This is a genomic window from Arthrobacter sp. StoSoilB19 (assembly GCF_019977275.1).
Taxonomy (GTDB): Bacteria; Actinomycetota; Actinomycetes; order Actinomycetales; family Micrococcaceae; genus Arthrobacter.
Genome location: NZ_AP024650.1, coordinates 4,230,760 through 4,253,038, shown reverse-complemented (window position 1 = coordinate 4,253,038; position 22,279 = coordinate 4,230,760). Strand labels below are relative to the sequence as shown.

Annotated in this window: 22 protein-coding genes; 14 read left to right on the top strand and 8 right to left on the bottom strand. The window is 66.1% G+C overall.

What is annotated here, in order from left to right:
• Positions 1–106 precede the first annotated feature (106 nt).
• Both LDO86_RS19605 and LDO86_RS19600 read left to right on the top strand, forming a co-directional pair.
• Entirely contained in the window at positions 107–409 is a 303-nt protein-coding gene (locus LDO86_RS19605; RefSeq protein WP_056392466.1) for a hypothetical protein, read from the top strand.
• Positions 409–1,755: a hypothetical protein gene (locus tag LDO86_RS19600; protein ID WP_223993108.1), complete on the top strand. Its 1,347-nt coding sequence runs from the start codon at positions 409–411 to the stop codon at positions 1,753–1,755. The genes LDO86_RS19605 and LDO86_RS19600 overlap by 1 nt, the downstream gene beginning before the upstream one ends.
• A gap of 31 nt (positions 1,756–1,786) precedes the next feature.
• On the opposite strand, the gene LDO86_RS19595 is transcribed toward LDO86_RS19600, so the two are convergent.
• Together LDO86_RS19595 and LDO86_RS19590 are read right to left on the bottom strand one after the other, a co-directional pair.
• Entirely contained in the window at positions 1,787–2,695 is a 909-nt protein-coding gene (locus tag LDO86_RS19595) for a hypothetical protein (protein WP_026265844.1), read from the bottom strand.
• Between the two features lie 195 nt (positions 2,696–2,890).
• The gene (locus LDO86_RS19590; protein ID WP_018769761.1) at positions 2,891–3,316 is read right to left on the bottom strand and encodes a phage holin family protein; all 426 of its coding nucleotides are present in this window, start codon (positions 3,314–3,316) and stop codon (positions 2,891–2,893) included.
• 105 nt (positions 3,317–3,421) lie between these two features.
• Between LDO86_RS19590 and LDO86_RS19585 the strand changes: the two genes are divergently transcribed.
• From LDO86_RS19585 to LDO86_RS19565, 5 genes are all read left to right on the top strand, one after another.
• Positions 3,422–4,540 carry a histidinol-phosphate transaminase gene (locus tag LDO86_RS19585; protein WP_018769760.1) on the top strand — a complete coding sequence of 373 codons (1,119 nt, stop codon included), beginning with the start codon at positions 3,422–3,424 and terminating at the stop codon, positions 4,538–4,540.
• A 150-nt stretch (positions 4,541–4,690) separates the two neighbouring features.
• Positions 4,691–5,923: a pyruvate dehydrogenase (acetyl-transferring) E1 component subunit alpha gene (gene pdhA / locus LDO86_RS19580; RefSeq protein WP_018769759.1), complete on the top strand. Its 1,233-nt coding sequence runs from the start codon at positions 4,691–4,693 to the stop codon at positions 5,921–5,923.
• Positions 5,923–6,903, top strand: coding sequence for an alpha-ketoacid dehydrogenase subunit beta (locus LDO86_RS19575; protein ID WP_018769758.1), 981 nt, complete (start codon positions 5,923–5,925; stop codon positions 6,901–6,903). The genes pdhA and LDO86_RS19575 overlap by 1 nt, the downstream gene beginning before the upstream one ends.
• A 7-nt stretch (positions 6,904–6,910) precedes the next feature.
• Positions 6,911–8,380: a dihydrolipoamide acetyltransferase family protein gene (locus LDO86_RS19570; protein WP_018769757.1), complete on the top strand. Its 1,470-nt coding sequence runs from the start codon at positions 6,911–6,913 to the stop codon at positions 8,378–8,380.
• Positions 8,381–8,395: 15 nt separating this feature from the next.
• Positions 8,396–9,013, top strand: coding sequence for a phosphatase PAP2 family protein (locus LDO86_RS19565; RefSeq protein ID WP_026265843.1), 618 nt, complete (start codon positions 8,396–8,398; stop codon positions 9,011–9,013).
• A gap of 4 nt (positions 9,014–9,017) precedes the next feature.
• On the opposite strand, the gene LDO86_RS19560 is transcribed toward LDO86_RS19565, so the two are convergent.
• The 5 genes from LDO86_RS19560 to LDO86_RS19540 form a co-directional block, all read right to left on the bottom strand.
• A complete protein-coding gene (locus tag LDO86_RS19560) occupies positions 9,018–9,353 on the bottom strand; it encodes a hypothetical protein (RefSeq protein WP_018769754.1) in 336 nt (111 codons plus the stop codon).
• Positions 9,354–9,532: 179 nt separating this feature from the next.
• Entirely contained in the window at positions 9,533–9,961 is a 429-nt protein-coding gene (locus LDO86_RS19555) for a universal stress protein (RefSeq protein ID WP_018769753.1), read from the bottom strand.
• A 43-nt stretch (positions 9,962–10,004) separates the two neighbouring features.
• On the bottom strand, positions 10,005–11,297 hold the full coding sequence (locus LDO86_RS19550) for a PLP-dependent aminotransferase family protein (RefSeq protein ID WP_018769752.1): 1,293 nt from the start codon (positions 11,295–11,297) through the stop codon (positions 10,005–10,007).
• A gap of 69 nt (positions 11,298–11,366) precedes the next feature.
• Positions 11,367–11,933, bottom strand: a complete 567-nt coding sequence (locus tag LDO86_RS19545) for a GerMN domain-containing protein (RefSeq protein WP_018769751.1) — start codon at positions 11,931–11,933, stop codon at positions 11,367–11,369.
• A 316-nt stretch (positions 11,934–12,249) separates the two neighbouring features.
• Entirely contained in the window at positions 12,250–12,807 is a 558-nt protein-coding gene (locus tag LDO86_RS19540) for an NADPH-dependent FMN reductase (protein WP_018769750.1), read from the bottom strand.
• Between the two features lie 119 nt (positions 12,808–12,926).
• On the opposite strand from LDO86_RS19540, the gene LDO86_RS19535 reads away from it, so the two are divergent.
• From LDO86_RS19535 to LDO86_RS19510, 7 genes are all read left to right on the top strand, one after another.
• On the top strand, positions 12,927–13,538 hold the full coding sequence (locus tag LDO86_RS19535; protein ID WP_026265841.1) for a TetR/AcrR family transcriptional regulator: 612 nt from the start codon (positions 12,927–12,929) through the stop codon (positions 13,536–13,538).
• Between the two features lie 136 nt (positions 13,539–13,674).
• Positions 13,675–13,803 (top strand): hypothetical protein, encoded by a 129-nt coding sequence (locus LDO86_RS20235; RefSeq protein WP_018769748.1) that lies wholly within the window; start codon positions 13,675–13,677, stop codon positions 13,801–13,803.
• Between the two features lie 90 nt (positions 13,804–13,893).
• Entirely contained in the window at positions 13,894–14,877 is a 984-nt protein-coding gene (locus LDO86_RS19530; RefSeq protein WP_018769747.1) for an ABC transporter permease, read from the top strand.
• Between the two features lie 2 nt (positions 14,878–14,879).
• Positions 14,880–15,869, top strand: coding sequence for an ABC transporter permease (locus LDO86_RS19525; RefSeq protein WP_018769746.1), 990 nt, complete (start codon positions 14,880–14,882; stop codon positions 15,867–15,869).
• Complete coding sequence (locus LDO86_RS19520; RefSeq protein WP_018769745.1) at positions 15,866–18,064, top strand: ABC transporter ATP-binding protein; 2,199 nt, start codon at positions 15,866–15,868, stop codon at positions 18,062–18,064. Before LDO86_RS19525 ends, LDO86_RS19520 begins: the two co-directional genes overlap by 4 nt.
• A gap of 49 nt (positions 18,065–18,113) precedes the next feature.
• Positions 18,114–19,829 (top strand): ABC transporter family substrate-binding protein, encoded by a 1,716-nt coding sequence (locus LDO86_RS19515; protein ID WP_018769744.1) that lies wholly within the window; start codon positions 18,114–18,116, stop codon positions 19,827–19,829.
• A 124-nt stretch (positions 19,830–19,953) separates the two neighbouring features.
• Entirely contained in the window at positions 19,954–21,015 is a 1,062-nt protein-coding gene (locus LDO86_RS19510) for a Gfo/Idh/MocA family oxidoreductase (RefSeq protein ID WP_018769743.1), read from the top strand.
• Between the two features lie 84 nt (positions 21,016–21,099).
• On the opposite strand, the gene ald is transcribed toward LDO86_RS19510, so the two are convergent.
• On the bottom strand, positions 21,100–22,218 hold the full coding sequence (gene ald / locus LDO86_RS19505; RefSeq protein ID WP_026265840.1) for an alanine dehydrogenase: 1,119 nt from the start codon (positions 22,216–22,218) through the stop codon (positions 21,100–21,102).
• Positions 22,219–22,279: the final 61 nt, after the last annotated feature.

Here is a 22,279-nt window from a genome sequence, read left to right as displayed (position 1 = left end):
CATAGCCGACGGCGGTGCTTACCCCGCGGGGGCTGCCTGCCTAGCGTTGGACACAGCAGGGAGATGGCGAAACATCTGGCCGGGAAGGCCGTGACGGGAAGCTGGCATGGGGAACGATCTGACGGACGGGATATGGGGCAACGGGCTGGGCGTCAGCCTTGAAGTCCAGGAACTGGGGCGAAGGGTGGCGCAGTGCTGTCACACGGCGGAAGAGGTGCTCGCAGGATTCCACGACATCCAGTTGGCGAACTGGGAATCACCTGCCGGGCAGGCATACCGCGATTCGGTCAGCCTGCAGGCGGTGGCGGTCCGCAGGGCGCTTGACCGGGTGCGGGAGGCGTCTGCCGCGGTGGCCGCGCACGCCAGCGCAGCATTGACGGCCGAGTGCTCGCCGGGCAGCCGGTTCTGATGGCCGATGTGACGCCCTCCGGTTCAGGAGGTCCCATCCACGTTTCACCACCGCCCCCGGACGGCATCCTGACCATTTCCGGTGGCGTGGGTGGAATCACCGTCCAGCTGGAGGAACTGGATGCGGGGGCCGCGAAGCTCGATGGACTCGCTGGCCGTCTCGCCGCCATCGAGGCGGAGCTTTTCACGGTCTGGCGGGAGCTTGGTGAGTACCAGAACCAGCCGCGAACCACGGGGACTGCAGCGCTTATTGCCGTGGGGGAGTCAAGGGAGGCGGTCCTCAGGGTCCGGCTGGAGCTCCAGCGGATCAGCGGCCAGGTACGGAGCTGCAGGTGGGATTACCAGATGGCCGAATCCATTGCCCACACGCAGTGGATGCTGGGCCTGTCGAATCCGGACGTTGAGCTCCGGAAGCATGTGGACTTCTGGCGGACGGGATTCCTCAATGGGGATGCCATGGAGATGCTGGTGGCCAATGCCGTCACCACCCTTCCCTTGATCAAGTCTCTGGTCGAAGGCGTCAACCCCGCGCTGCGTCCGGGCCCGGTGACGGCCAGGCAGGAAGAGCGCGTGCCCATCGACCTCGACGCCACCCCCGCCGGGCTGCTTGAACGGGTCAGGCTGGTGGAGGAGCGCGGCAGTGGCTACATCGAAGTCATCGAGGTGGACAACGGAGGCGGAAAGGCCTACGTGGTGGTGGTTCCGGGAACCCAGGTCCATGACGAAGACGAAGGCACCAACCCGTTCGATCTTGCCGGAATCGTCGACGGCCTGGGCAGCAATTCCCGGCAGGTGAATGCCGCAGTCCTGCAGGCACTCCGGGAGGCCGGCGCCGAGCCGGGAGCGGACGTCGTTGCGGTGGGGTACAGCCAGGGCGGAATCCATGCCATGAACCTGGCGGCGGACAAGGAGTTCCTCAAGGAGTACGACATGAAATACGTCCTGACTGCGGGATCGCCCATTTCGCGCATAACGCCTCCCCCCGATGTCAGCACTCTTCACCTGGAACACCGCACGGACTGGGTGCCCGGCAGCGATGGCCTGGACAACCGGGATGCCAGGAACCAGGTCACGGTGACCGTGAACAACGACCTCTACGTGCGCGGGGGAGAAGACGCCGGACTGGGGCCGGGCCACCGCCTCACCGGCTATGAGGAGGCAGCCCGCCTGGTGGGCGCCAGCAAGGACCCGTCCCTGGCCCAGTCCACGGCGGTGCTGGGCGGGGTCCTGGGTGCCGGCGGTGCTGCCACTGCCACCAGGTTTTCCCTGTCCAAGCCGCCACCGCCTCCTCTTCCCAGGGAACGCAGGGACCCCTTTTCGGGGCGGCCGCAGCCGGGTGCCAGGTAAAACTTGCATCCAGCCAAAGCAGGGCAGGGCCTCAGGAGATCTGGGCGGCGTGCATTTCCGCGAACCTCTTGGTGCGCGTCTTTCCCTGCGGGTCCGGCTGCGGGGCGGGCTTCGGGGCCGGCGCCGGCACGGCGGCTGTGCACCGGTAGTTGTAGTCCAGGTCGCCTTCGGTGAACTGGGTCAGCGTGACGGTCCCGCCCGGCGCCAGGGGGGAAGCCGAGCAGTATTCGCGGGCAGAGTCCGTGGATTCCGCACCCGCCAGCCAGTTCCTCAGCCGGTAGAGGTTGCTGCCGGGGCCCACTTCCCCCACAATTTCACCGAATTGATAACCGGTGGAATAGATCCCCACGTCCAAGCCAGTGCCCTCCAGGAACGCGGTCATGCCCTCCAGCTCCGCAGCATTGGCGGTCTTGTCCCACAGCCAGCTGTTTCCGGTTTCAACATCCAGCCACCACATGCGCCGCAGCTCCCCGGCGCCCGAATCCTTCAGGATGGCAACGTCATTGGCGGCCATGGCGTACCCGTGCACGTAGGCGCAGGCAGGTGCCCCCGTGCCGTCACACACTCCGTAGGGGTTGCTGACGTCCATGCCACGGTAGTTGTTGCTCGCAGGCCACCACACCGACTCCACCGGTCCTGTTGCGGCGGTGTTCACGTACACCGCCGCCGGAGTTCCCCCGGCGGCATCCGACGTCTGGTCCGCCCACGCCAGTTGGGCAGCCAGGCATGGGTTGACGGTGTCCGGCCGTCCCCCGTTGACGCCCACGATTGCGAATGCCGGGGGTGCGGGGAGGTCTGCGCCGCACTGGGGCCAGGAGATGTCGTTGCCAAGCGCGGTCATGCTCCGCGGTGCCGGCCCTGTTTCGGCGTCTGCTTGTGCCGGGCCTGCCTGCCACGCCAAAAGCAGGCAGGCGGCAAGCAGGAATCTCATGGGCTTCATGCGTGGGCCCCCCGTGGTCCGGAACTGACAGCAACAGGGCCTCTGGAGGCCCCGGTTCGCAGCCTAAGCGGCCCGTCCGGCAGGGGTCATGGGTGGCGGGTACTGCTGTTTTGGGAGCTGGGTGGCGAAACGGCACCTGCCGGGTACCTGTTTCCGCCCGCCTTCCTACTTAGAGGCTGGATCCCGGACCCGGGGTCAGCGCCTGCCGCCCGGGAGCAAACCTGCCACCAGTGAGACCAGGGAGATGATGATCGCCGCCAGGACGGCGGTCCAGAAGAAGGAATCGATAGTGAGGTGCACCGGTGTGTAGCCGCTGATCCAGGCTGTCAGGTACAGCATGGCGGCGTTGATGACGATCGCGAACAGGCCCAGGGTCAGGATGGTGATGGGAAGCGCCAGGAGTCTGACCAGCGGCCGCACGAAGGCGTTCACCACCCCGAAGATGAGGCCGATGAAGAGGTAGGCCAGGACGATCCCGATGGCATCGGTGTCCTGTGAAATACCGCTGCGGGCCACGGCATCCGATGCCGCCGTGCTGGAGATGTCCATGCCCGGCAGGATCCAGCTGGCCACCCAAAGAGCTGCGGCATTGACGATGACCCGGAGGATGAATGAACCCATGGCACCATGCTTCCACAAGGTGCTGATGTGCGGCCGGCAGCGTGCCCTGAATTTCGGTGCATGGTCCCCCGATTCCCGTGGGGGCTTGGAAGTAGGCTAGAAGCCATGACCTCATCTGAGACCAGGGCAGGCGGCATTGCACCCCGCCCGGTGCTGGAGCGGCTGCCCCGCTACGCTGCAGGAAAGCCACCGGCCGCCGTCAGCGGGCTGGCCAGCTACAAGCTGTCGTCCAACGAGAACCCGCTGCCCCCGATTCCGGCCGTCCTCGAGGCGATCGCCCGGCAGCGGGACTTCAACCGGTACCCGGATCCGCTGAGCAGCAGGCTCCGCGCGGCGCTGGCGGAATTCCTTGGCGTGCCCGCCGAGGACATCGTCACCGGCGCCGGGAGTTTGGGCGCACTGAACCAGATTCTGGCTGCCTTTGCGGGCCAGAACGAGGACGGCAAGGCGGACGAGGTCATCTATGCGTGGCGTTCCTTTGAGGCGTACCCCATCAGCGTGGGCCTGGCAGGTGCGGAAAGCGTGCGCATCCCCGTGACCGCGGACGGACGGCATGACCTGGAAGCGATGGCGGCTGCAGTAACGGCCCGCACCAAAGTCATCCTTCTCTGCACGCCCAACAATCCCACGGGCCCGGCACTCGGCGCTGCTGAAACCGAAGCCTTTATCCGTTCCGTGCCGGCGGACGTGGTGGTGGTCATCGACGAGGCCTACCAGGAGTTCGTCAGGGCCCAGGACGCCGTTGAGGGGATCGACCTCTACCGCAAATACCCCAACGTGGTGGTTTTGCGGACCTTCTCCAAAGCCCACGGACTGGCCGGCCTTCGGGTGGGCTACAGCGTCTCCCAACCGGAACTGACGCAGTACCTCCGCGTTGCCGCCACCCCGTTCGCCGTGTCCCAAATTGCCGAGGACGCAGCAATTGTTTCCCTTGGGAATTACGCCCAGGTTGTGGAAAGGGTACAAAAGCTCGTGGACGAGCGGGCGCGGGTAACCGCCGGCCTGAAGGAGCTCGGATGGGCCGTCCCGGATGCCCAGGGCAACTTCGTATGGCTGGCACTCGGTCCTGAAAGTTCAGCCTTTGCGGAGCTGGCGGGGACGCGTGCCCTTTCCGTGCGGGCCTTCCCCGGGGAGGGCGTCCGGGTCAGTATCGGGGAACCCGAGGCCAACACCCGGTTCCTCCAGTTGTGTGCCGACTATACAAAGGCACCGGCAACTTCCTAGCACTTAACAAGTAGCCCTCCCGCTACTTACCGAAGATAAAGTTAGGATCAGTAAGCCAATGTATATGCCGCAAAGGGAATGTATTCCTTTTGAGGCATATATCCCAGCGACATTTGCATTGCATCCGGATGCGGCAAGCAAGGAGACGGTATGGGCACTCATCTGCCTTCCACCGAGTTCGACGGAACAGCGGTAGACGATCAGCGGGAAGCCGATGCTGAAGCCGTCATGGGCGAGCCCGCGGCCCAGATGGTGCAGCTGCTCGGCCCCGACGGGAAGCTCGGCAGCGATCCGGTCTTCAGCGGCTACGCGGACAAACTGACCCCGGAGGACCTGCGTGGGCTGTATGGGGACATGGCCGCTATCCGCCGGTTCGATATTGAAGCCACCGCCCTCCAGCGCCAGGGCCAACTGGCACTGTGGGTACCGTTGACCGGCCAGGAGGCAGCGCAGATTGGCTCGGGCCGTGCCAGCCAGCCGCAGGACTACATTTTCCCCACGTACCGGGAGCACGGCGTCGCGCTGACCCGCAACGTGGACCTGGCCGAACTCCTGCGCCAGTTCCGCGGAGTTTCCAACGGCGGCTGGAACCCCAAGGACACCAACTTCCACCTGTACACCCTGGTCCTGGCTGCCCAGACCCTCCACGCCGTGGGCTACGCGATGGGGATCCAGCGCGACCAGAAGCTCGCCGCCGCCACGGATGCGGCCAACGAGCAGCCGAACGCCGCCGTCATCGCCTACTTCGGTGACGGCGCCAGCTCGGAAGGTGACGTGCACGAGTCCATGGTGTTCGCCTCCTCCTACAAGGCGCCGGTGGTGTTCTTCTGCCAGAACAACCACTGGGCCATCTCCGTACCCACCAACGTCCAGACCCGGGTTCCGCTGTCCAACCGCGCCAAGGGCTATGGTTTCCCGGGGATCCGGGTGGACGGCAACGACGTGATCGCCGTGCATGCAGTCACCGAATGGGCCCTGGAGCATGCCCGCCAGGGCAACGGACCTGTCCTGATCGAGGCCTTCACCTACCGGGTGGGCGCGCACACCACCGCCGACGACCCCACGAAGTACCGCCCGTCGACGGAAGAAGACGCCTGGCGGGCCAAGGATCCGCTGACACGGCTCGAGAAGTACCTGCGTGCCGAAGGCCTGGCGGACGACGACTTCTTCGCCAAGGTCAAGGCCGACGGCGACGAGCTGGCCGCGTATGTCCGGCGCACCGCCCATGATCTTGAAAACCCGGACATCCGGCAGGCCTTCGCCAACGTCTATGCCCAGGCGCATCCGCTGGTGGCCGAGGAACTGGCATGGTTCGAGGAGTACAGCGCAGGATTCGCCGGCGAGGAAGAAGCCGCCGCGCAGGAAGCAAAGGCAGGCCACTGATGACCACCATGACCATTGCCAAGGCCATCAACGAGGGCCTCCGGGCCACCCTGGCGGCAAACCCCAAGTCGCTGCTGATGGGCGAGGACATTGGTCCCCTGGGTGGTGTGTACCGGGTGACCGACGGGCTGATCGGCGAGTTCGGCCCGGACCGCGTGGTGGACACCCCGCTGGCCGAATCCGGCATCATCGGCACCGCCATCGGCCTGGCCCTGCGCGGCTACAGCCCCGTCTGCGAGATCCAGTTCGACGGCTTCGTCTTCCCCGGCTTCAACCAGATCACCACCCAGCTGGCCAAGATGCACGCCCGCAGCCACGGCAACCTTACGGTTCCCGTCGTCATCCGCATCCCGTACGGCGGCGGCATCGGCTCCGTGGAGCACCACTCCGAGTCCCCCGAGGCGCTGTTCGCGCACACGGCAGGCCTGCGCATCATCACCCCTTCCAACCCGCACGACGCCTACTGGATGATCCAGCAGGCCGTGGAATGCCAGGACCCGGTGATCATCTTCGAACCCAAGCGGCGCTACTGGCTCAAGGGCGACGTCGACGTTGACGCTCCGGGTCCCTCGGAGGACCCCTTCAAGGCCCACGTGCTGCGTGAGGGTACTGATGCCACCATTGTTGCCTACGGCCCGCTGGTTCCCGTGGCGCTTGCGGCCGCCAACGCCGCGGCGGAGGACGGCAGGAGCGTTGAGGTCATCGACCTCCGGTCCATCTCGCCGATCGATTTCGACACCGTCACCGCCTCCGTCCAGAAGACCGGACGGCTGATCGTGGCGCACGAGGCGCCCACCTTCGGTGGAATCGGCGGCGAAATCGCCGCCCGCATCAGTGAACGTGCCTTCCATTCGCTCGAGGCCCCGGTGATCCGCGTTGGCGGATTCCACATGCCCTATCCCGTTGCCAAGGTGGAGGAAGACTACCTTCCGGACATCGACCGCATCCTGGAGGCGCTGGACCGCGCCCTCTCCTACTGAGGACACCATGACCCTGAACAAGTTCAACCTGCCCGATGTCGGCGAGGGCCTCACCGAAGCGGAAATCGTCTCCTGGAAGGTCAAGCCGGGCGACGCCGTCGCCATCAATGACGTCCTCTGCGAGATCGAAACCGCCAAGTCCATCGTGGAACTGCCGTCCCCGTTCGCCGGGACGGTCACCGAACTGCTGGTGGGGGAAGGGGTGACCGTGGACGTCGGCACGGCCATCATCAGCGTCAGCGACCACGTGTCCGGCGATCCCACACCCGCTGACGTCCGTGCACCGGAAGCACCAGTGCAGCCGCTCTACGGCAAGCTCCCGCAGGATGCGGCAGTGGACACAACGGCCGACGGCGGCGCTGGCGGAAGTGCCCCGGCCGCCGGCCCGCTGGTGGGGTCCGGCCCCAAGGCCGACGCGGTCAAGCGGCGCCCGCGGAAAACGGCGCCGGCCGCTGCCGTAACGGTCAATGCCCCGCAGGTTGAACCTGTCCAGCCGGGCACGCCGGCTGCAGTGTCCGCCACCGAACCCGCCGCCGTCGACAACCGTCCTACCCTTGGCGGCACCATCACGGGCCTGGTCAACCGGGTCCTGGCCAAGCCGCCCGTCCGGAAAATTGCCCGTGACCTGGGCATCGACCTGGCAGATGTTGTTGCCACCGGTTCACGGGGTGAAGTAACGCGCGAGGACCTGGTCAGCTACCAGTCTCAGCGCGATGCCGAGCTGGACAAGGCGGACGGCTTCTGGGGCAAGGCCGGAAAGCCGCAGGACCAGCGCGTGGAGCGGATTCCGGTCAAGGGCGTCCGCAAGGCCACCGCAAAGGCGATGGTGGAATCCGCCTTCGCAGCGCCGCACGTCAGCATCTTCGTGGACGTGGATGCCAGCCGCACCATGGAATTCGTCAAGCGGCTCAAGGCCTCCCGGGACTTCGAGGGCATCAAGGTCTCGCCGCTGCTCATCCTGGCCAAAGCCGTCATCTGGGCCGCGGCCCGGAACCCCAGCGTGAACGCGTCGTGGGTGGACAACGAAGACTCCGACACCGCTGAAATCCATGTCAAGCACTTCATGAACCTGGGGATTGCCGCCGCAACCCCGCGCGGCCTGATGGTCCCGAACATCAAGAATGCCCAGGACCTGTCCCTGAAGGAGCTGGCGCTGGCGCTGAACAACCTGGCCACCACCGCCAGGGCCGGGAAGACCCAGCCGGCCGAGATGCAGGGCGGCACGCTCACCGTCACCAACATCGGTGCCCTGGGCATCGACACCGGCACGCCCATCATCAACCCGGGCGAGGTGGCCATCGTTGCTTTCGGAACCATCAAGCAAAAGCCCTGGGTCCTGGACGGTGAGGTGATTCCCCGCTGGATCACCACCTTGGGAGGATCCTTCGACCACCGCGTGGTGGATGGTGACCTGTCCGCACGCTTCATGGCCGACGTCGCAGCCATCCTGGAAGAGCCCGCGCTTCTGCTGGACTAGGGCCCGGACCAGGACGTGACGGTAAGCAGCGGCTCAATCCGGGCCAGGAACCACACCGCCAGGTGGCTGACTGAGGTCTTCCAGCCGCCGGTGGTGGTGAGCATCCAGCTGTTGATCAGCCCCCTGACGGAGGCAGGATTCCCCGGGACCATGGGTTACGGGGCGCTGGCGGCCCTCTTTGTGTGCGTGCTTCCGCTTGTGGTGCTGCTGGTGCTGGTCAGGCTGGGGAAGGTGACGGACCATCATGTGAGCGACCGGAGGCAGCGCGCCCCGGTGCTGCTGATGGCGCTGGCCTGCATTGCCGTGGGGCTGCTGGTGCTGGACACCGTGAACGCCCCGCAGAGCGTGACCGCCATGGTCCTGGCGGTGGTGGGCGGCGTGGCCGTGCTGGCAGTCGTCAGCCCGTTCTGGAAAATGAGCGGCCATGCCGCTGCAGTGTCCTGTGCCGCCGTCGTATTGGTGCTGATGCTTGGCGCGGCCTGGGCCCCGCTGCTGCTCCTGGTTCCGGCGGTGGGCTGGTCACGCGTTGTCCTGCGGGCGCATACCCCGGGGCAGGTGGTGGCAGGTTCGCTCTTTGGCGGAGTGGTGATGGCCGGGATCTGGTGGCTGCTCCAGGGCTGGCTGGTGGGCTGAACGCCTAGTACGCGGAGTAGGCCGTGAGGGCCTCAAGCAGGGCAGGATCAGCTGTGGTTCCCAGAACCACAGCGGCTGCGGTCATCAGGCCGCCCATCAGGGCCGCCATCCCGGCCCAGGCGCCCAGCAGCTTCCAGTCCTCGCGCAGGACGCTCCGCACGGTCTGGGGAAGCTCGAGTCCCGGCGCGATCAGGTTGGGGGCGCTGTCCAGGCTGCCGTCGTCAAGCAGCGCAACTACCCTGCCGTTGCTCCGGTCCACGCGCATGGAGGAGATGTGGTTTCCGTGGCGGGCCAGGAGGATGTCGTGGCCAACGAGCTGCCGGCGCTGCAAGGTGATCAAGGGGGAGCCCTTCGATGGGGGTGGATTTGTCAATGTCCACGCCTTTGGGGCCTTTTCCAATTTTATCGTTGGAGAACGCAGCGAAACCGGTTTCAGCCGGTGAGAACGGACACCCCCCGCAGCGACATGCACCACCACGGGGAGTGTCCGGCGTTACGCCGGCGGCCGGTCCTGACGGTTCAGTCGGCGTCGTAGGTGTTGGCGATGTACACGTCGCAGGGTGCGTTGTGGGCAACGCTGTTGGCCACGCTGCCAAGGACGCGCCCGATGCCGTGCATGCGCCGGTTGCCCACCACGATGATCCTGGCGTCCATGCGGATGGCTTCCTTGATGAGGGCGTCGGCCGGGCGCCCGCGCGCTGCCGAATACGTCACCGTGATGTCGCGGCCCAGCGATTCCGCCACCGTCCGGGCCACCTGCTCCGCGGCGTCCGCGTCGGAGACGATCCAGCGGTCGCTGCCGCTGCCGAACACCTCGGTCCGGTCGCTGTCGAAGGCGGACACGACGTGCAGGGAAGCGCCCAGGGCCGCAGCCAGGTCCCTGGCTGACTGCGCCGCCTTCTTCGCCGTCTCGCTGCCGTCAACCCCTACAACGATGATTCCAGCCATATGCATGCTCCTTTGCTAGGTTTCGGCACTCGTGTGGCTTACGCTACAGCGCGGCGATGGCTTCCTGCAGCACCGGCGCCAACCGGCGCACTCCCTCGGCGATGGCATCGGGTGGTACGGCGCTGAAGGCGAGCCTGAGCTTGTTGGACGGTTCGTCCGACGGCGTGAAGGCGGCGCCGGGGATAAACACGACGCCGGCATCGATCGCCTTGTGCAGCAGTGGGTAGGTATCAACACCCTCCGGCAGCGTCACCCAGACGAAGAAGCCGCCCTGCGGGTTGGTCCAGGTGGTTCCCGCGGGCATGTATTCCCTGAGGGCGGCCAGCATGGCGCGGCAGCGCTCGGCGTACAGCCGGCGGTAGGTCTCGATCTGTCCCTTCCAGTCGTAGTCACGCAGGTAGGCCGAGACCAGCATCTGGTTCAGGGCGGGCGGGCAGAGCGTCACGGCTTCGGCGGCCAGGTAGTAGCGGCGCTGCAGGTGCTCCGGCACGAGGGCCCAGCCAATGCGCAGGCCGGGCGCGAAGATCTTGGAGAATGATCCCAAATAGATGACGTCGTCTGGGCTTGCGGCCCGTAAGGGAGCCAAGGGCTCCCCCTCGAAGCGGAGCAGGCCATAAGGGTTGTCCTCGAGGACAAGGATATTCGCCCTGCGGCATATATCGACCACCTGCTGCCGGCGTTCCCTGGCCAGGGTGATGCCGGATGGATTGTTGAAGTTGGGGATGGTGTAGAGGAACTTGATGCTCCTGCCCGCCAGCTGCAGGGCGGCGATCCGCGCCTCCAGCAGTTCCGGAACCAGGCCGTACTGGTCCATCTCCACGGTTTCCACCTGGACCTGGTATGCCTCGAACGTGTTCAGTGCGCCCACGTAGGTGGGGTCCTCCACCAGCACCACGTCGCCCGGATTGCAGAACAGCTTGGTGGCAACGTCCTGGGCGGACTGGGAACCTGCGGTGATCACCACGTTCTGCGGACGGGCATCCAGGATTCCTTCTGCAGCCATGACATCGCAGATCTGTGCCCGGAGTTCCGCTGTGCCCTGCCCGGCCCCGTACTGGAGGGCGGTAAGGCCGTCCTCCGCGATGATTTTCGCCGCCGTGGCTGCGAGCCGGTCCAGGGGGAGCGACTGCAGGTACGGGCTTCCCCCCGCCAGCGACACCAAGCCGGGCCGCATGGAGATGTCGAAGACATCCCTCACCGCCGACTGCCGGATGTTCGCCGCGCGCTCGGAGAACAGTTCCTCGTGCCGGTGTGCCGACGTTGCCGCCCGCTCGATTGCATCAATGGCTTCCGCCGGCAGCGTGCCTGCCGCGGTGTCAAGTGTCTCGTGGGTCACAGAGTCAGGATACAGCCAGTTGTTGCTCTAAAAGCAACATATGTTTATTACTGATTTACCGGCGGCCGGCTACTTCAGTTTCAGGGAGTCCGCCAGGGTCTTTCCGTTGATGTAGATATCAGCCCGGACTGCACCCACTGCCTCAAGGGCGGTCTGGGTGAGCTGGGCGTCTATGCGCGGAAGGTCGCAGGTTCCGCCGGGCTTCAGCGCGCCCGCCAGGTAGACCGTGACCGTGGTGCCGTCAAAGCTGCCGGACAGGAACTTCAGCCTGGAGCCGCCCAGCGCGTTGTACAGTCCATTCGCCTGCTGTCCGCCGTCAAGGAGCGCAGCGATTGCAGCCTTCAGCCGGCCATCCCCGGCGCCGGCCAGTGGGGCGGAGGCGACCAGGCTGTCATTGCAGCCAAAGCGGATACCGTGCCTCCCGCCGTCGTCCACCATCACGAAGTAGGCCGTTACCGGCGGGGCCGTGGCGGCGGCGCTGGCCCGGGGACCTGCGGGTGCCGCTGCCTGGGGCGTACTTTGCGGCCTTCCGGCCGGTCTTCCTTGCTCCGCCCCCGGAGGGCTGCTTTCCATCGTCGCCGGAAGGAGGGCCAGCGGCGCTGCGCTGGTTCCGGCATTTCCGCCGGTGGCAGGCACGGATGGCCCTTCCGGTTGGGGGAGAGGGGCGCTGCAAGCGCTGACCAGCAGCGCAAGGCACCCTGCTGCCGCTGCCAGGCTGCCGCTGCCACCGCCGCCCCAACTCCGTCTCTTTGCCAGCGGCACGCAATCCCATCCGGTAGGTCCAGTGGATTAACGCTACGGCGGCCCTGGCCCGCGCAGATGTCCGGAAGGTACCGGTTGGGACAAGAGTTGGTCACGGCTGGGAAGTGCCCCTTAAGCCGGCAGCGCCCGGCATGCAAAGCTGCATGCCGGGCGCTGCCGGGCTCCCTAAGCTGCCAAGTGGCGCGGGAGGTTAGGCTGCCGGTGCTGCGGCGGCCAGGGTGTCGAAGATGCCCTTGATCTGCTCCACGATTTCGGCGTCGTCCTTCGGGTGGACCTCGGCGAAGCGGACCATGGAGCCCGGGACGGCCAGCTTGACGTCGTCGAGGATCTGCGCGCCGGCGATGCCGGCGGCCTTGCGTGCCTCATCCTGGGCCCACACGCCGCCGTACTGGCCAAATGCTGTACCGACGACGGCGGTCGGCTTGCCCGCCAGGGCGCCGGCACCGAAGGGGCGGGACAGCCAGTCAATGGCGTTTTTCAGGGCGGCGGGAACGGTGCCGTTGTGTTCGGGGGTGACCAGCAGGAGGGTGTCGGCCTCTTCGGCGGCGGCGCGCAGTGCCGCGGCGGCAGCCGGGACCTGGCCTTCCACGTCCAGGTCCTCGTTGTAAAAGGGGATGTTGCCCAGGCTCTCGTGGATCACCACGTCCACCTGCTCGGGCGCGTTGAGCTGGATGGCTTCCGCCAGCTTCTGGTTGGTGGACTCGGCGCGGAGGCTGCCGACAAGGGTAAGGACTGTGCTCTTGGTCATGGAATCTCCTGGCTAGGGTCGCGGCGGGGACCGCGTTCGGGTGAACAGAGGCTCATGGAGCCTTCACCGTACTAAACGGACCGCAGTCCGCTTATATTCCCGGTGGCTACACTGTCTGTGTGAGTTCCATCCCAGTGCGGCCGGGAATGACCCCGGTAACGGCCGCGGAACGCAGCGACGCTGCCCGGAACCGGGAACGTCTCCTGCTGGCTGCCCGGGAGCTGATTGCGCAGGGCGGAGCGGCGGCGCTCACCATGGACCGCCTGGCCGGGCACGCCGGGGTGGGCAAGGGCACGGTCTTCCGCCGCTTCGGCAGCCGCGCCGGACTGATGCTGACATTGCTGAACGATTCGGAGGCCGCCTTCCAGGCCCGCGTCCTGTTCGGCCCGCCGCCCCTGGGCCCAGGGGCTGCGCCGCTGGACCGGCTCATCGCCTTTGGCACCGAGCGGATCGCTTACGTACTGGAATGCGGCGACCTGGTCCTCGCTGCCGGACACGCCTCCCGCAGCAGGTTTGACGTCCCGGCCGCCGCCCTCTGGAACCGGCACGTGGAGATGCTCCTGCGCGAAGGCGGCTTCGAGTCCCCCGAACCGTGGCTGATGGCCGGATCCCTTAATGCCAGCCTGGACCCCGAGCGGCTCCTGCACCTTGTCCGCGAACATGGGGTCACCAGTGAACGGCTGGCAACTTCCTGGCGCGATCTTGTCACACGCGTGGCGGGCGGCGCGTAGATTACGCGCTGGAACGCCCGTGCGTCCAGTCAAACCAACTTCACAGAACTATTCATAACGATCTGATACGGCCCGCCTGATTTCGGGGGATTGCGGCGCTTTTCCGGTGAATGCTTGTGATAGTTTCCTCTGGAATGTGACCCGCGACATAGTCCACCAGGACCTGCCCATGGGGCTGCGGGAGGCCAGCTACCCGCTGGTGCAGAACCCGGTGAGGCGGCACAACCCGTGCTTGTCCGGGGACGACGGAAGGATCCAGCAGTGATGGTTGACTTGGCCAGCGGCACGGCACGACATCGGACATTGGAGTGTTCCTCCGTCCAGCATCCGGCGGCGCGGCCAAAGAAATAGCCCCATGCTCAAGTACCTCGCCAAACGCGGCCTCACGTATGTGGTGATGATCTTCCTCACCACATCCGCCGGATACTTCCTGGCTGTCAGCTCGCTCAAGCCGGCGCTGCTCGAGCAGGAACGCATCCCCCGGCCCACCCCGGAGCAGGTGGCCAACTCCATGCGGCTGAAGGGCTTGGACCCGGACCTCAGCCCGTGGGAGCGCTACGTTGACTGGCTCACCGGGATCGTCACCCGCTGGGACTGGGGCCGGAGCCCCAACGGCGCCTACATCAACGCCGAGTTTGGGGACCGCGTCTGGATCTCCACCCGGCTCTTCCTGGCGTCCATCATCCTTACCCTGGTTATCGGCGTCGCGCTCGGCGTCTATTCGGCCGCACGGCAGTACAAGTTCCAGGACCGCGTCATCACGTCCTACAGCTACCTCGCATACATCGTGCCCGCGCCCATCGCGTACTTCCTGGTTCAGCTGGGAGCCATCAACATCAATGAGTCCGTGGGGGACCGGATCTTCTTCGTCACCGGCATCTCCACACCGGGCGTAGCGGCCGGCTGGCCCCAGGCCATGGACCTGGCCGCGCATTACGTGGTGCCTACGGTGGCCATCACACTCGTGGGCTGGGGCGCCTACCAGATTGCGCAGCGGCAGTACCTGCTGGACAACGTGAACGCCGACTTTGTCCGCACCGCCCGGGCCAAGGGGCTCAGCCGGAACCAGGCAATCGCCCGGCACGCCCTCCGCGTCTCCTTCATTCCGGTGGCCCAGAGCATCGCGTTCACCATCCCGGCCATCTTCGCCGGCGGCTTCTTTGCCGAAAAGATCTTTGCCTGGCCGGGTGTTGGCTCCTGGAGCATTGACGCCATCTCGCTGCAGGACGTCAACGCCGCCACGGCCACCCTGGCCTACGGCTCCGTGATCTTCGCCCTGGGCGCCATCCTGGCGGACTTCGCCACCACGCTTGTCGACCCGAGAGTGCGGGTGCAGTAGCCATGACCAACCTGAACGCCGTTGACCCGGCAGCCGTGGCGCAGGACGCGCACCTGGAGAGCGCCGACGTCGTCATCGGCAAAAACACCATTATCTTCCGCCGCTTCCTGCGGAACAGGACCGCAGTGGCGGGCCTGGCCATCTTCCTGGCCCTGACGGTTTTCTCGTTCATCGGGGGATTCTTCACCCCGTGGGACAAGGAAACCATCGACCCCTTCAACATCGGAATGCCGCCATCGGCCGACCACTTCCTCGGTACGTCCCAGGCCGGAATCGATCTCTACGCCATGACCGTCGAGGGCACCAGGATCTCCATCCTGATTGGCCTGGTGGTAGGCCTCGTGTCGGTCCTGATCGCCGCCGTCTACGGCTGCAGCATGGCCTACTTCGGCGGCAAGGTGGACAAGGTGATGCTGTTCATCCTGGAGGCCCTGATCATGATGCCGGCACTCCTGGTGGTGGCCGTCGCCACCAGCGGCGGCGCTGCGGGCCTCAAGCGGGACCTTCCCTCGTGGCTGCTGCTCATCATCGTGCTGCTGGTATTCAGCTGGATGGGGACGGCCCGCCTGATCCGTTCCATGTCCATGTCCCTCATGCAGCGTGACTTCGTCAAGGCCGCCCAGTACATGGGCGTGCCGCCGCGGCGGATCGTCTGGCGCCACCTGGTTCCGAACATCGGCTCGCTGCTGATCCTGGACATCACCCGCGGGGTCACGGCGGCCATCCTCGCCGAGGTGGCCTTTTCCTTCATCGGCATCGGGATCAAGGTCCCGGACGTGAGCCTCGGCGTCCTGATCGGCGGTGCCACCTCCCAGGTGCAGACCTTCCCCTGGATGTTCTGGGTACCGCTGACCGTCATGTTCCTCCTGACCGGCTCGCTGGCCATGATGAACGACGGCCTGCGGGACGCCTTCGACCCCAGCTCCAGTTCCACCGGCAAGGCCAGGAAGGCCAAAGCCCGGACCATCCCCGCGGAAAAGAAGACGGCATGAGCAGCGAAACCACCACCGGAGCCATGGAACCCGCCCGGTCGGACGTGGAGCGCCTGCACGTGGCAGGACTGCACGCCCCTGCCGACGCAGTGCTGTCCGTCCGCGACCTGAATGTCCGCTTCAGTTCAGAGAACGGCGTTGTCCACGCCGTCAGGGGCGTCGACTTCGACCTGATGCCCGGCAAGACCCTGGGGATCGTTGGTGAATCAGGCTCCGGCAAATCGGTCACCTCGCTGGCCATCATGGGACTCCTCCCGCCCGCGGCCCAGGTCTCCGGCTCCGTCCGGCTCAACGGCAGGGAACTGCTGGGGCTGAGCGACAAGGCCATGTGCCAATTCCGCGGGAACGACCTTGCCATGGTGTTCCAGGACCCCCTCTCCTCCCTTACTCCCGTCTTCACGGTGGGCACCCAAATCATCGAAGCGCTGGCCATCCACCACCCCTCCATGAGCAGGAAGGCCAAGGAAGCCCGCGCCGTCGAGCTTCTCGCCATGGTGGGGATCCCCAGCCCCCGTGAACGGCTGAAAGCCTTCCCGCACGAGTTCTCCGGCGGCATGCGCCAGCGCGTCATGATCGCCATCGCCATCGCCAACAACCCGCGCGTCCTGATCGCGGACGAGCCGACGACGGCCCTGGACGTCACCATCCAGGCCCAGGTCCTCGAGGTGCTCCACGCGGCACAGGAGGAGACCGGTGCCGCCGTCGTGATGATCACGCACGACCTCGGCGTGGTGGCCGGGATGGCAGACGACATCATGGTCATGTACGCGGGCAAGCCGGTGGAAACCGGTGCCGTGGACGACATCTACTACAACCCGCGGATGCCCTACACCATGGGCCTGCTGGGCGCCGTGCCCCGGGTGGACGTGGCGGAGAAATCCTCGCTCGTCCCCATCGAGGGAATGCCGCCCAACCTGCTCCACGCCCCCATCGGATGCTCGTTCGCACCCCGCTGCCCCCTTGCCTCGGAGGCCTGCCTTGACGGCGAGCCCGCCCTCGCACCCGTCGAGGGCGGCGCACTGCACCGTGCCGCCTGCATCAAGTCCGGATCGCTGGGCGGAACTGTGGATGTCCACGACGTGTTCGCCGCCCCGCCGGTGCCTGTGTCCCGCTTCGACGCCATCCCCCGTGCCCAGCGGGACACCGTGCTGAGGCTCAAGGACGTGCGGAAGCATTTCCCGCTGACCAGGGGCGCCTTGATCAAGCGCAGGATCGGCACGGTCAAGGCCGTGGACGGCGTGACCTTTGATATCCGCGAAGGTGAATGCTTCTCCATCGTGGGCGAGTCCGGATCGGGAAAGACCACCACGCTCCTGGAGATCATGGAGTTCCATCCGGACCAGGACGGCGAGGTGGTGATCGGCGGGCTCAGCAACAAGCAGGCTGCCGACGCAAAGACCAAAGCCAGGATGCGCCGCGAGCTCCAGATGGTGTTCCAGGATCCCACCGGCGCCCTGGATCCCCGGTTCACGGTGTACGAGGTCCTTGCCGAACCCCTGCAGAACGCGGGCATGGACCGGGCGGCCACCAGGAAGCGGATCATGGAGCTGATGAAGCTCGTGGGCCTGCAGCCGGACCACGTCAACCGCTTCCCCAACCAGTTCTCCGGCGGCCAGCGCCAGCGGATCGGGATCGCCCGGGCGTTGGCCGTGAACCCCAAGCTGGTGGTTTTGGACGAACCCGTCTCCGCCCTGGACGTATCGGTCCAGGCCGGCGTGATCAACCTCCTGGACCACCTGCGCGCCGAACTGGGCCTGAGCTACCTGCTGGTGGCGCACGACCTCTCCGTGGTGCGCCACATCTCCAACCGGGTGGCGGTGATGTACTTGGGCAAAATCGTGGAGATCGGTGCCGTGGACCGGGTGTTCGACAACCCCCGGCACCCTTACACCCGCGCGCTCCTCTCCGCCATTCCCGTTCCGGACCCCCAGCTGGAACGCACCCGCGAACGCATCATCCTGCAGGGTGACCTGCCCTCGCCGCTGCAGGCACCCAAAGGCTGCAACTTCGCCACCCGTTGTCCTGTCTTCGCGGCGTTGCCGCCGGCCAAGCAGGAAAAGTGCCTCACCCTGGAACCGCCCCTGGAAGCTGCGGCATCCGCCGCGGACCAGCAGTTCGCCTGCTTCTTTCCGGATGGGGAACTGGATGAGGACATGCTGGTGGTCCACGAACCGGCGGACCACCATGCGCCCTAGGACTTCTCGACCCACAAGCACCACCACTCGCACCAATGAAGGGAAAACCATGAGGAAACTGAACAGGATCGGCGGAGCTGCAGCTGTTGCTGCGGCCCTGGCGCTGACGGCCTGCGGCGGTGGCGGTGCCAGCGGCCCCGAAACGGCCAAGGCACAGGCATCGGGAAGCGACCTGGCCAAGCTGATCAGCATCAACGAGAAGCCGGCTGCCGACCTGCAGCAGGGCGGCAAGGTTACCCTTCCGTTGGGCAACATCGGGCCGGACTTCAACGGGTTCTCCAACAACGGCAACAGTGCGGACAACTCAGCGCTGCAGGTTCCCATGAACCCGGTCGCCATGAACGGCGGCGGCATGGGCGGCTGCTGGAAGGTGGACTTCAAGGGCAAGGTCACGCCGAACACGGATTTCTGCGAGTCAGTGGACAGCGTGGTCAAGGACGGCAAGCAGACCATCACCATCAAGGTGAACCCCAAGGCCACCTACAACGACGGCACCCCGATCGACGTCAAGGCCTTCAAGAACACCTGGAACATCCTCAAGAGCCCGGATGCCGGCTACGACATCGTCAGCTCGGGCGCCTACGAGTTCGTTGACTCCGTCGAAGCGGGCAGCAACGACAAGGAAGTCATCGTCAAGACCAGCCAGCCGGTCTTCCCGGTGGATTCGCTGTTCTTCGGACTCATCCACCCCGCCGTCAACACCCCCGAAATCTTCAATGAGGGCTTCAACGGCAACCTGCACCCCGAATGGATGGCAGGTCCCTTCAAGCTGGACCAGTACGACACCGCCGCCAAGACTGTCACCATGGTGCCGAACGACAAGTGGTGGGGCCAGAAGCCGGTCCTTGCCAACGTGACCTTCCGGCAGCTGGAAACCAGCGCCCAGATCGCCGCGTTCAAGAACGGCGAGATTGACGCGATGTCGGCCAACACCATCTCCCTCTACAAGCAGCTGGACGGCACCAAGGACTCCGACATCCGCCGCGGCCAGCGGCTGTTTGCCGGCGGCCTGAACCTGAACGCCCAGCGCATCACCGACGTCAACGTCCGCAAGGCCATCTTCGCCGCCGTCGACCGTGAAGCCCTGCGCAAGGTCCGCTTCAACGGGTTGAACTGGGAGGAGCCCAGCTCCGGTTCCATGATGCTCCTGCCGTTCTCGGACTACTACCAGGACAACTACCCGGTCAAGGAAACCGGCGCGGACGCCGCCAAGAAGGTCCTCACCGACGCCGGCTACACGGCCAACGCCAACGGGATCATGGAGAAGGACGGCAAGCCCGCCGCCTTCAAGATCAGCAACTTTGGCGACGACCCCACCACCCTGGCAGTGGCCCAGACGCTCCAGAAGCAGCTCCAGGCCGGCGGCATGGATGTCGGGATTGACCAGCGCGCCTCCGCCGACTTCGGCAAGGTCCTGGGCAGCCGTGAGTTCGACCTGAGCATCTCCGGCTACACGGTTGGTCCGGACGCCACTGATGCCGTCAAGCAGTACTACGACTCCAAGACCAACGAGAACAAGCTGGGCGACGCCGAGCTGGACAAGAAGATTGCCGACCTCGCCTCGATCGAGGACAACGCCGCCCGCAACAAGGCAGCCATGGATGTGGAGAAGGAGCACATGGCCAAGTACTACTCCATGGGCGTGGTCTTCAACGGCCCGCAGATCTCCTTCGTCCGCACCGGCCTGGCCAACTACGGCCCGTCCCTCTTCAAGAGCCTCTCGCAGGTTCCGGACTGGACCACCATCGGCTGGGAAAAGAAGTAACGTCCCTCCCTCGGCAGTAGCCGCACAACGCCGAAAGACGGCACCCCTGGTCACCAGGGGTGCCGTCTTTCGGCGTTTAACGGGTCTTGTTCGACGCCGCCACGCCAGGGGTAGCGTTGGTTCCATGACCGGAACTGAAGGCGACCAGCGCACCATCCGTACCGCCGTCGTCGGCTATGGGCTCGCCGGCAGCGTGTTCCACGCGCCGTTGCTCGCGGCCAACAGCAGCTACTCGCTGGACGCCGTGGCCACGTCCGATGCCGGGCGGAGGGCGGCTGCCTCATCCAGGCTTCCAGGGGTGGAGGTAATGCGGGACGGGGCCGCCGTCCTTAAGCGGGCAGCCGACCTTGACCTGGTGGTCCTGGCGACGCCGCCCGCGACGCATCATTCGCTGGCCAAGGCAGCGTTGGAAGCGGGGCTGGACGTGGTGGTGGACAAGCCATTTGCGGTCACCAGCGGGCAGGGGCAGGAACTGATCGACCTGGCGCGGCAGCTGGGCCGCGTGCTCACGGTGTTCCACAACCGGCGGTGGGACGGGGACTTCCTCACGCTGCGAAAGCTGCTGGCCGCGCAGTCGCTGGGAAGCGTCACCAGGTTCGAGTCGCGTTTCGAACGCTGGTCCCCGGCCATCAGCAAAGCCTGGAAGGCCCGGGCCACAGCCGTCGACGGGGGAGGCATCCTGTTTGATCTTGGCAGCCACCTGATCGACCAGGCGCTGCAGCTGTTCGGCCCGGCCGCCGTGCTCCACGCCGAGCTGAAGGCGCGGCGCTCGGATGAGCGGGCGGATGATGACGTCTTCCTGGTCCTGCGGCACGAATCGGGGGTGACCAGCCACCTGACCATGAACATGCTGTGCGCGCAGCAGGGTCCGCGCTTCCGGGTGCTGGGCTCGATAGGCGGCTTCACCAAGAACGGTGTGGACCCCCAGGAGCCCTACATGGCGGCCGGCGGCAGCCCCCTGGATCCCGCCTACGGCCAGGAGGCGCCGGAGTGGGCCGGCCTCTTGGGCCGCGACGGCCACCTGGACCGGCTCCCCACCGAACGCGGCGCGTACCCCGAGTTCTACCGGATCCTGGCGGACAAGATCCTCGACGGCGGCACCGCGTCAGCCCGTCCCCTCCCGGTAGACCCGGAAGACGCGGTCGCGGCCCTGAAAATCATGGAAAAAGCGCGCGAACTGGCCTAGGCCCGTCGATTGCTCCCCACAGGGCCCCGTAGACGCCGTTTTGAGGGCTCAAAGGGGCGAGTAGGGAGCAATCGACGGAGGGGCTTACGCGGAGACCAGTTCGTGCCAGTCCTTGACGAGGGGCAGGTTGTGGGCTTCGGACACGGAGTGGTGTGCCACGTGGCCGGCGGCGATGTTCAGGCCGGCGGCGAGGGCGGGGTCGCGGTCGAAGGCGGCCCTGACCCCCAGGTTGGCCAGGGACACGGCGTAGCGCAGGGTGACGTTGGTCAGCGCGTAGGTGGAGGTGTTGGGCACGGCGCCGGGCATGTTGGCCACGCAGTAGAAGATGGTGTTGTGCACCTTGTACGTGGGTTCCTGGTGTGTGGTGGGGTGCGTGTCCTCGAAGCAGCCGCCCTGGTCCACCGCGATGTCCACCAGGACCGAGCCGGGCTTCATCCGGGCCACGAGGTCGTTGGTGACCAGCTTGGGGGCCTTGGCGCCCGGGATCAGGACGGAACCGATCACCAGGTCGGCGTCCACCACTGACTTTTCGATCTCGTACTTGTTGGAGGCAACCGTCTTCAGCCGTCCCTGGTACTGGGCGTCCAGTTCGCGCAGGCGGTTGATGTTGATGTCCAGGATGGTGACGTCGGCACCCAGGCCCAGGGCCATGGCTGCGGCGTTGGTGCCGGCAACACCGGCGCCCAGGACCACCACTTTGGCGGGGCGCACGCCGGGAACGCCGCCCAGCAGGACGCCCTTGCCGCCGGCCGGAGCCATCAGCGAGGTGGCACCCACCTGGACGGAGAGGCGGCCGGCAACCTCGGACATCGGGGCCAGCAGCGGCAGCGAGCGGCCTTCCTGCACCGTTTCGTAGGCGATGGCAGTGACGCCGGAGTTGATGAGTTCGCGGGTGAGTTCCGGCTCGGCAGCCAGGTGCAGGTAGGTGAAGAGGATCAGGCCCTTGCGGAAGCGGTGGTACTCGGACTTGATGGGCTCCTTGACCTTCATCACCATGTCGGCCCGGGCCCAGACATCGTCCGCCTCGTTAACGATCTCGGCGCCCGCGATCGAGTATTCCTCATCGGTAATGCCTGAGCCCAGGCCGGCACCGCGCTCCACCAGGACGGTGTGTCCGTGGGTGCGGAATTCGTGGACTCCGGCCGCGGTGATGGCCACGCGGAATTCGTTGTTCTTGATTTCTTTGGGGACGCCGATGATCATCGTCTGCTCCAGTGTGCGGGGCCGGTGGGCCGAAAAAACGGAAAGGATTTCGTGTTTCAAC

What these genes read in the sequence shown, in the direction of transcription:
- LDO86_RS19605 (WP_056392466.1), top strand. Translation starts at nt 107, where the DNA reads ATGGGGAACGATCTGACGGACGGGATATGGGGCAACGGGCTGGGCGTC.
- LDO86_RS19600 (WP_223993108.1), top strand. Translation starts at nt 409, where the DNA reads ATGGCCGATGTGACGCCCTCCGGTTCAGGAGGTCCCATCCACGTTTCA.
- LDO86_RS19595 (WP_026265844.1), bottom strand. Translation starts at nt 2,695, where the DNA reads ATGAAGCCCATGAGATTCCTGCTTGCCGCCTGCCTGCTTTTGGCGTGG.
- LDO86_RS19590 (WP_018769761.1), bottom strand. Translation starts at nt 3,316, where the DNA reads ATGGGTTCATTCATCCTCCGGGTCATCGTCAATGCCGCAGCTCTTTGG.
- LDO86_RS19585 (WP_018769760.1), top strand. Translation starts at nt 3,422, where the DNA reads ATGACCTCATCTGAGACCAGGGCAGGCGGCATTGCACCCCGCCCGGTG.
- pdhA (WP_018769759.1), top strand. Translation starts at nt 4,691, where the DNA reads ATGGGCACTCATCTGCCTTCCACCGAGTTCGACGGAACAGCGGTAGAC.
- LDO86_RS19575 (WP_018769758.1), top strand. Translation starts at nt 5,923, where the DNA reads ATGACCACCATGACCATTGCCAAGGCCATCAACGAGGGCCTCCGGGCC.
- LDO86_RS19570 (WP_018769757.1), top strand. Translation starts at nt 6,911, where the DNA reads ATGACCCTGAACAAGTTCAACCTGCCCGATGTCGGCGAGGGCCTCACC.
- LDO86_RS19555 (WP_018769753.1), bottom strand. Translation starts at nt 9,961, where the DNA reads ATGGCTGGAATCATCGTTGTAGGGGTTGACGGCAGCGAGACGGCGAAG.
- LDO86_RS19540 (WP_018769750.1), bottom strand. Translation starts at nt 12,807, where the DNA reads ATGACCAAGAGCACAGTCCTTACCCTTGTCGGCAGCCTCCGCGCCGAG.
- LDO86_RS19530 (WP_018769747.1), top strand. Translation starts at nt 13,894, where the DNA reads ATGCTCAAGTACCTCGCCAAACGCGGCCTCACGTATGTGGTGATGATC.
- LDO86_RS19525 (WP_018769746.1), top strand. Translation starts at nt 14,880, where the DNA reads ATGACCAACCTGAACGCCGTTGACCCGGCAGCCGTGGCGCAGGACGCG.
- LDO86_RS19520 (WP_018769745.1), top strand. Translation starts at nt 15,866, where the DNA reads ATGAGCAGCGAAACCACCACCGGAGCCATGGAACCCGCCCGGTCGGAC.
- LDO86_RS19515 (WP_018769744.1), top strand. Translation starts at nt 18,114, where the DNA reads ATGAGGAAACTGAACAGGATCGGCGGAGCTGCAGCTGTTGCTGCGGCC.
- LDO86_RS19510 (WP_018769743.1), top strand. Translation starts at nt 19,954, where the DNA reads ATGACCGGAACTGAAGGCGACCAGCGCACCATCCGTACCGCCGTCGTC.
- ald (WP_026265840.1), bottom strand. Translation starts at nt 22,218, where the DNA reads ATGATCATCGGCGTCCCCAAAGAAATCAAGAACAACGAATTCCGCGTG.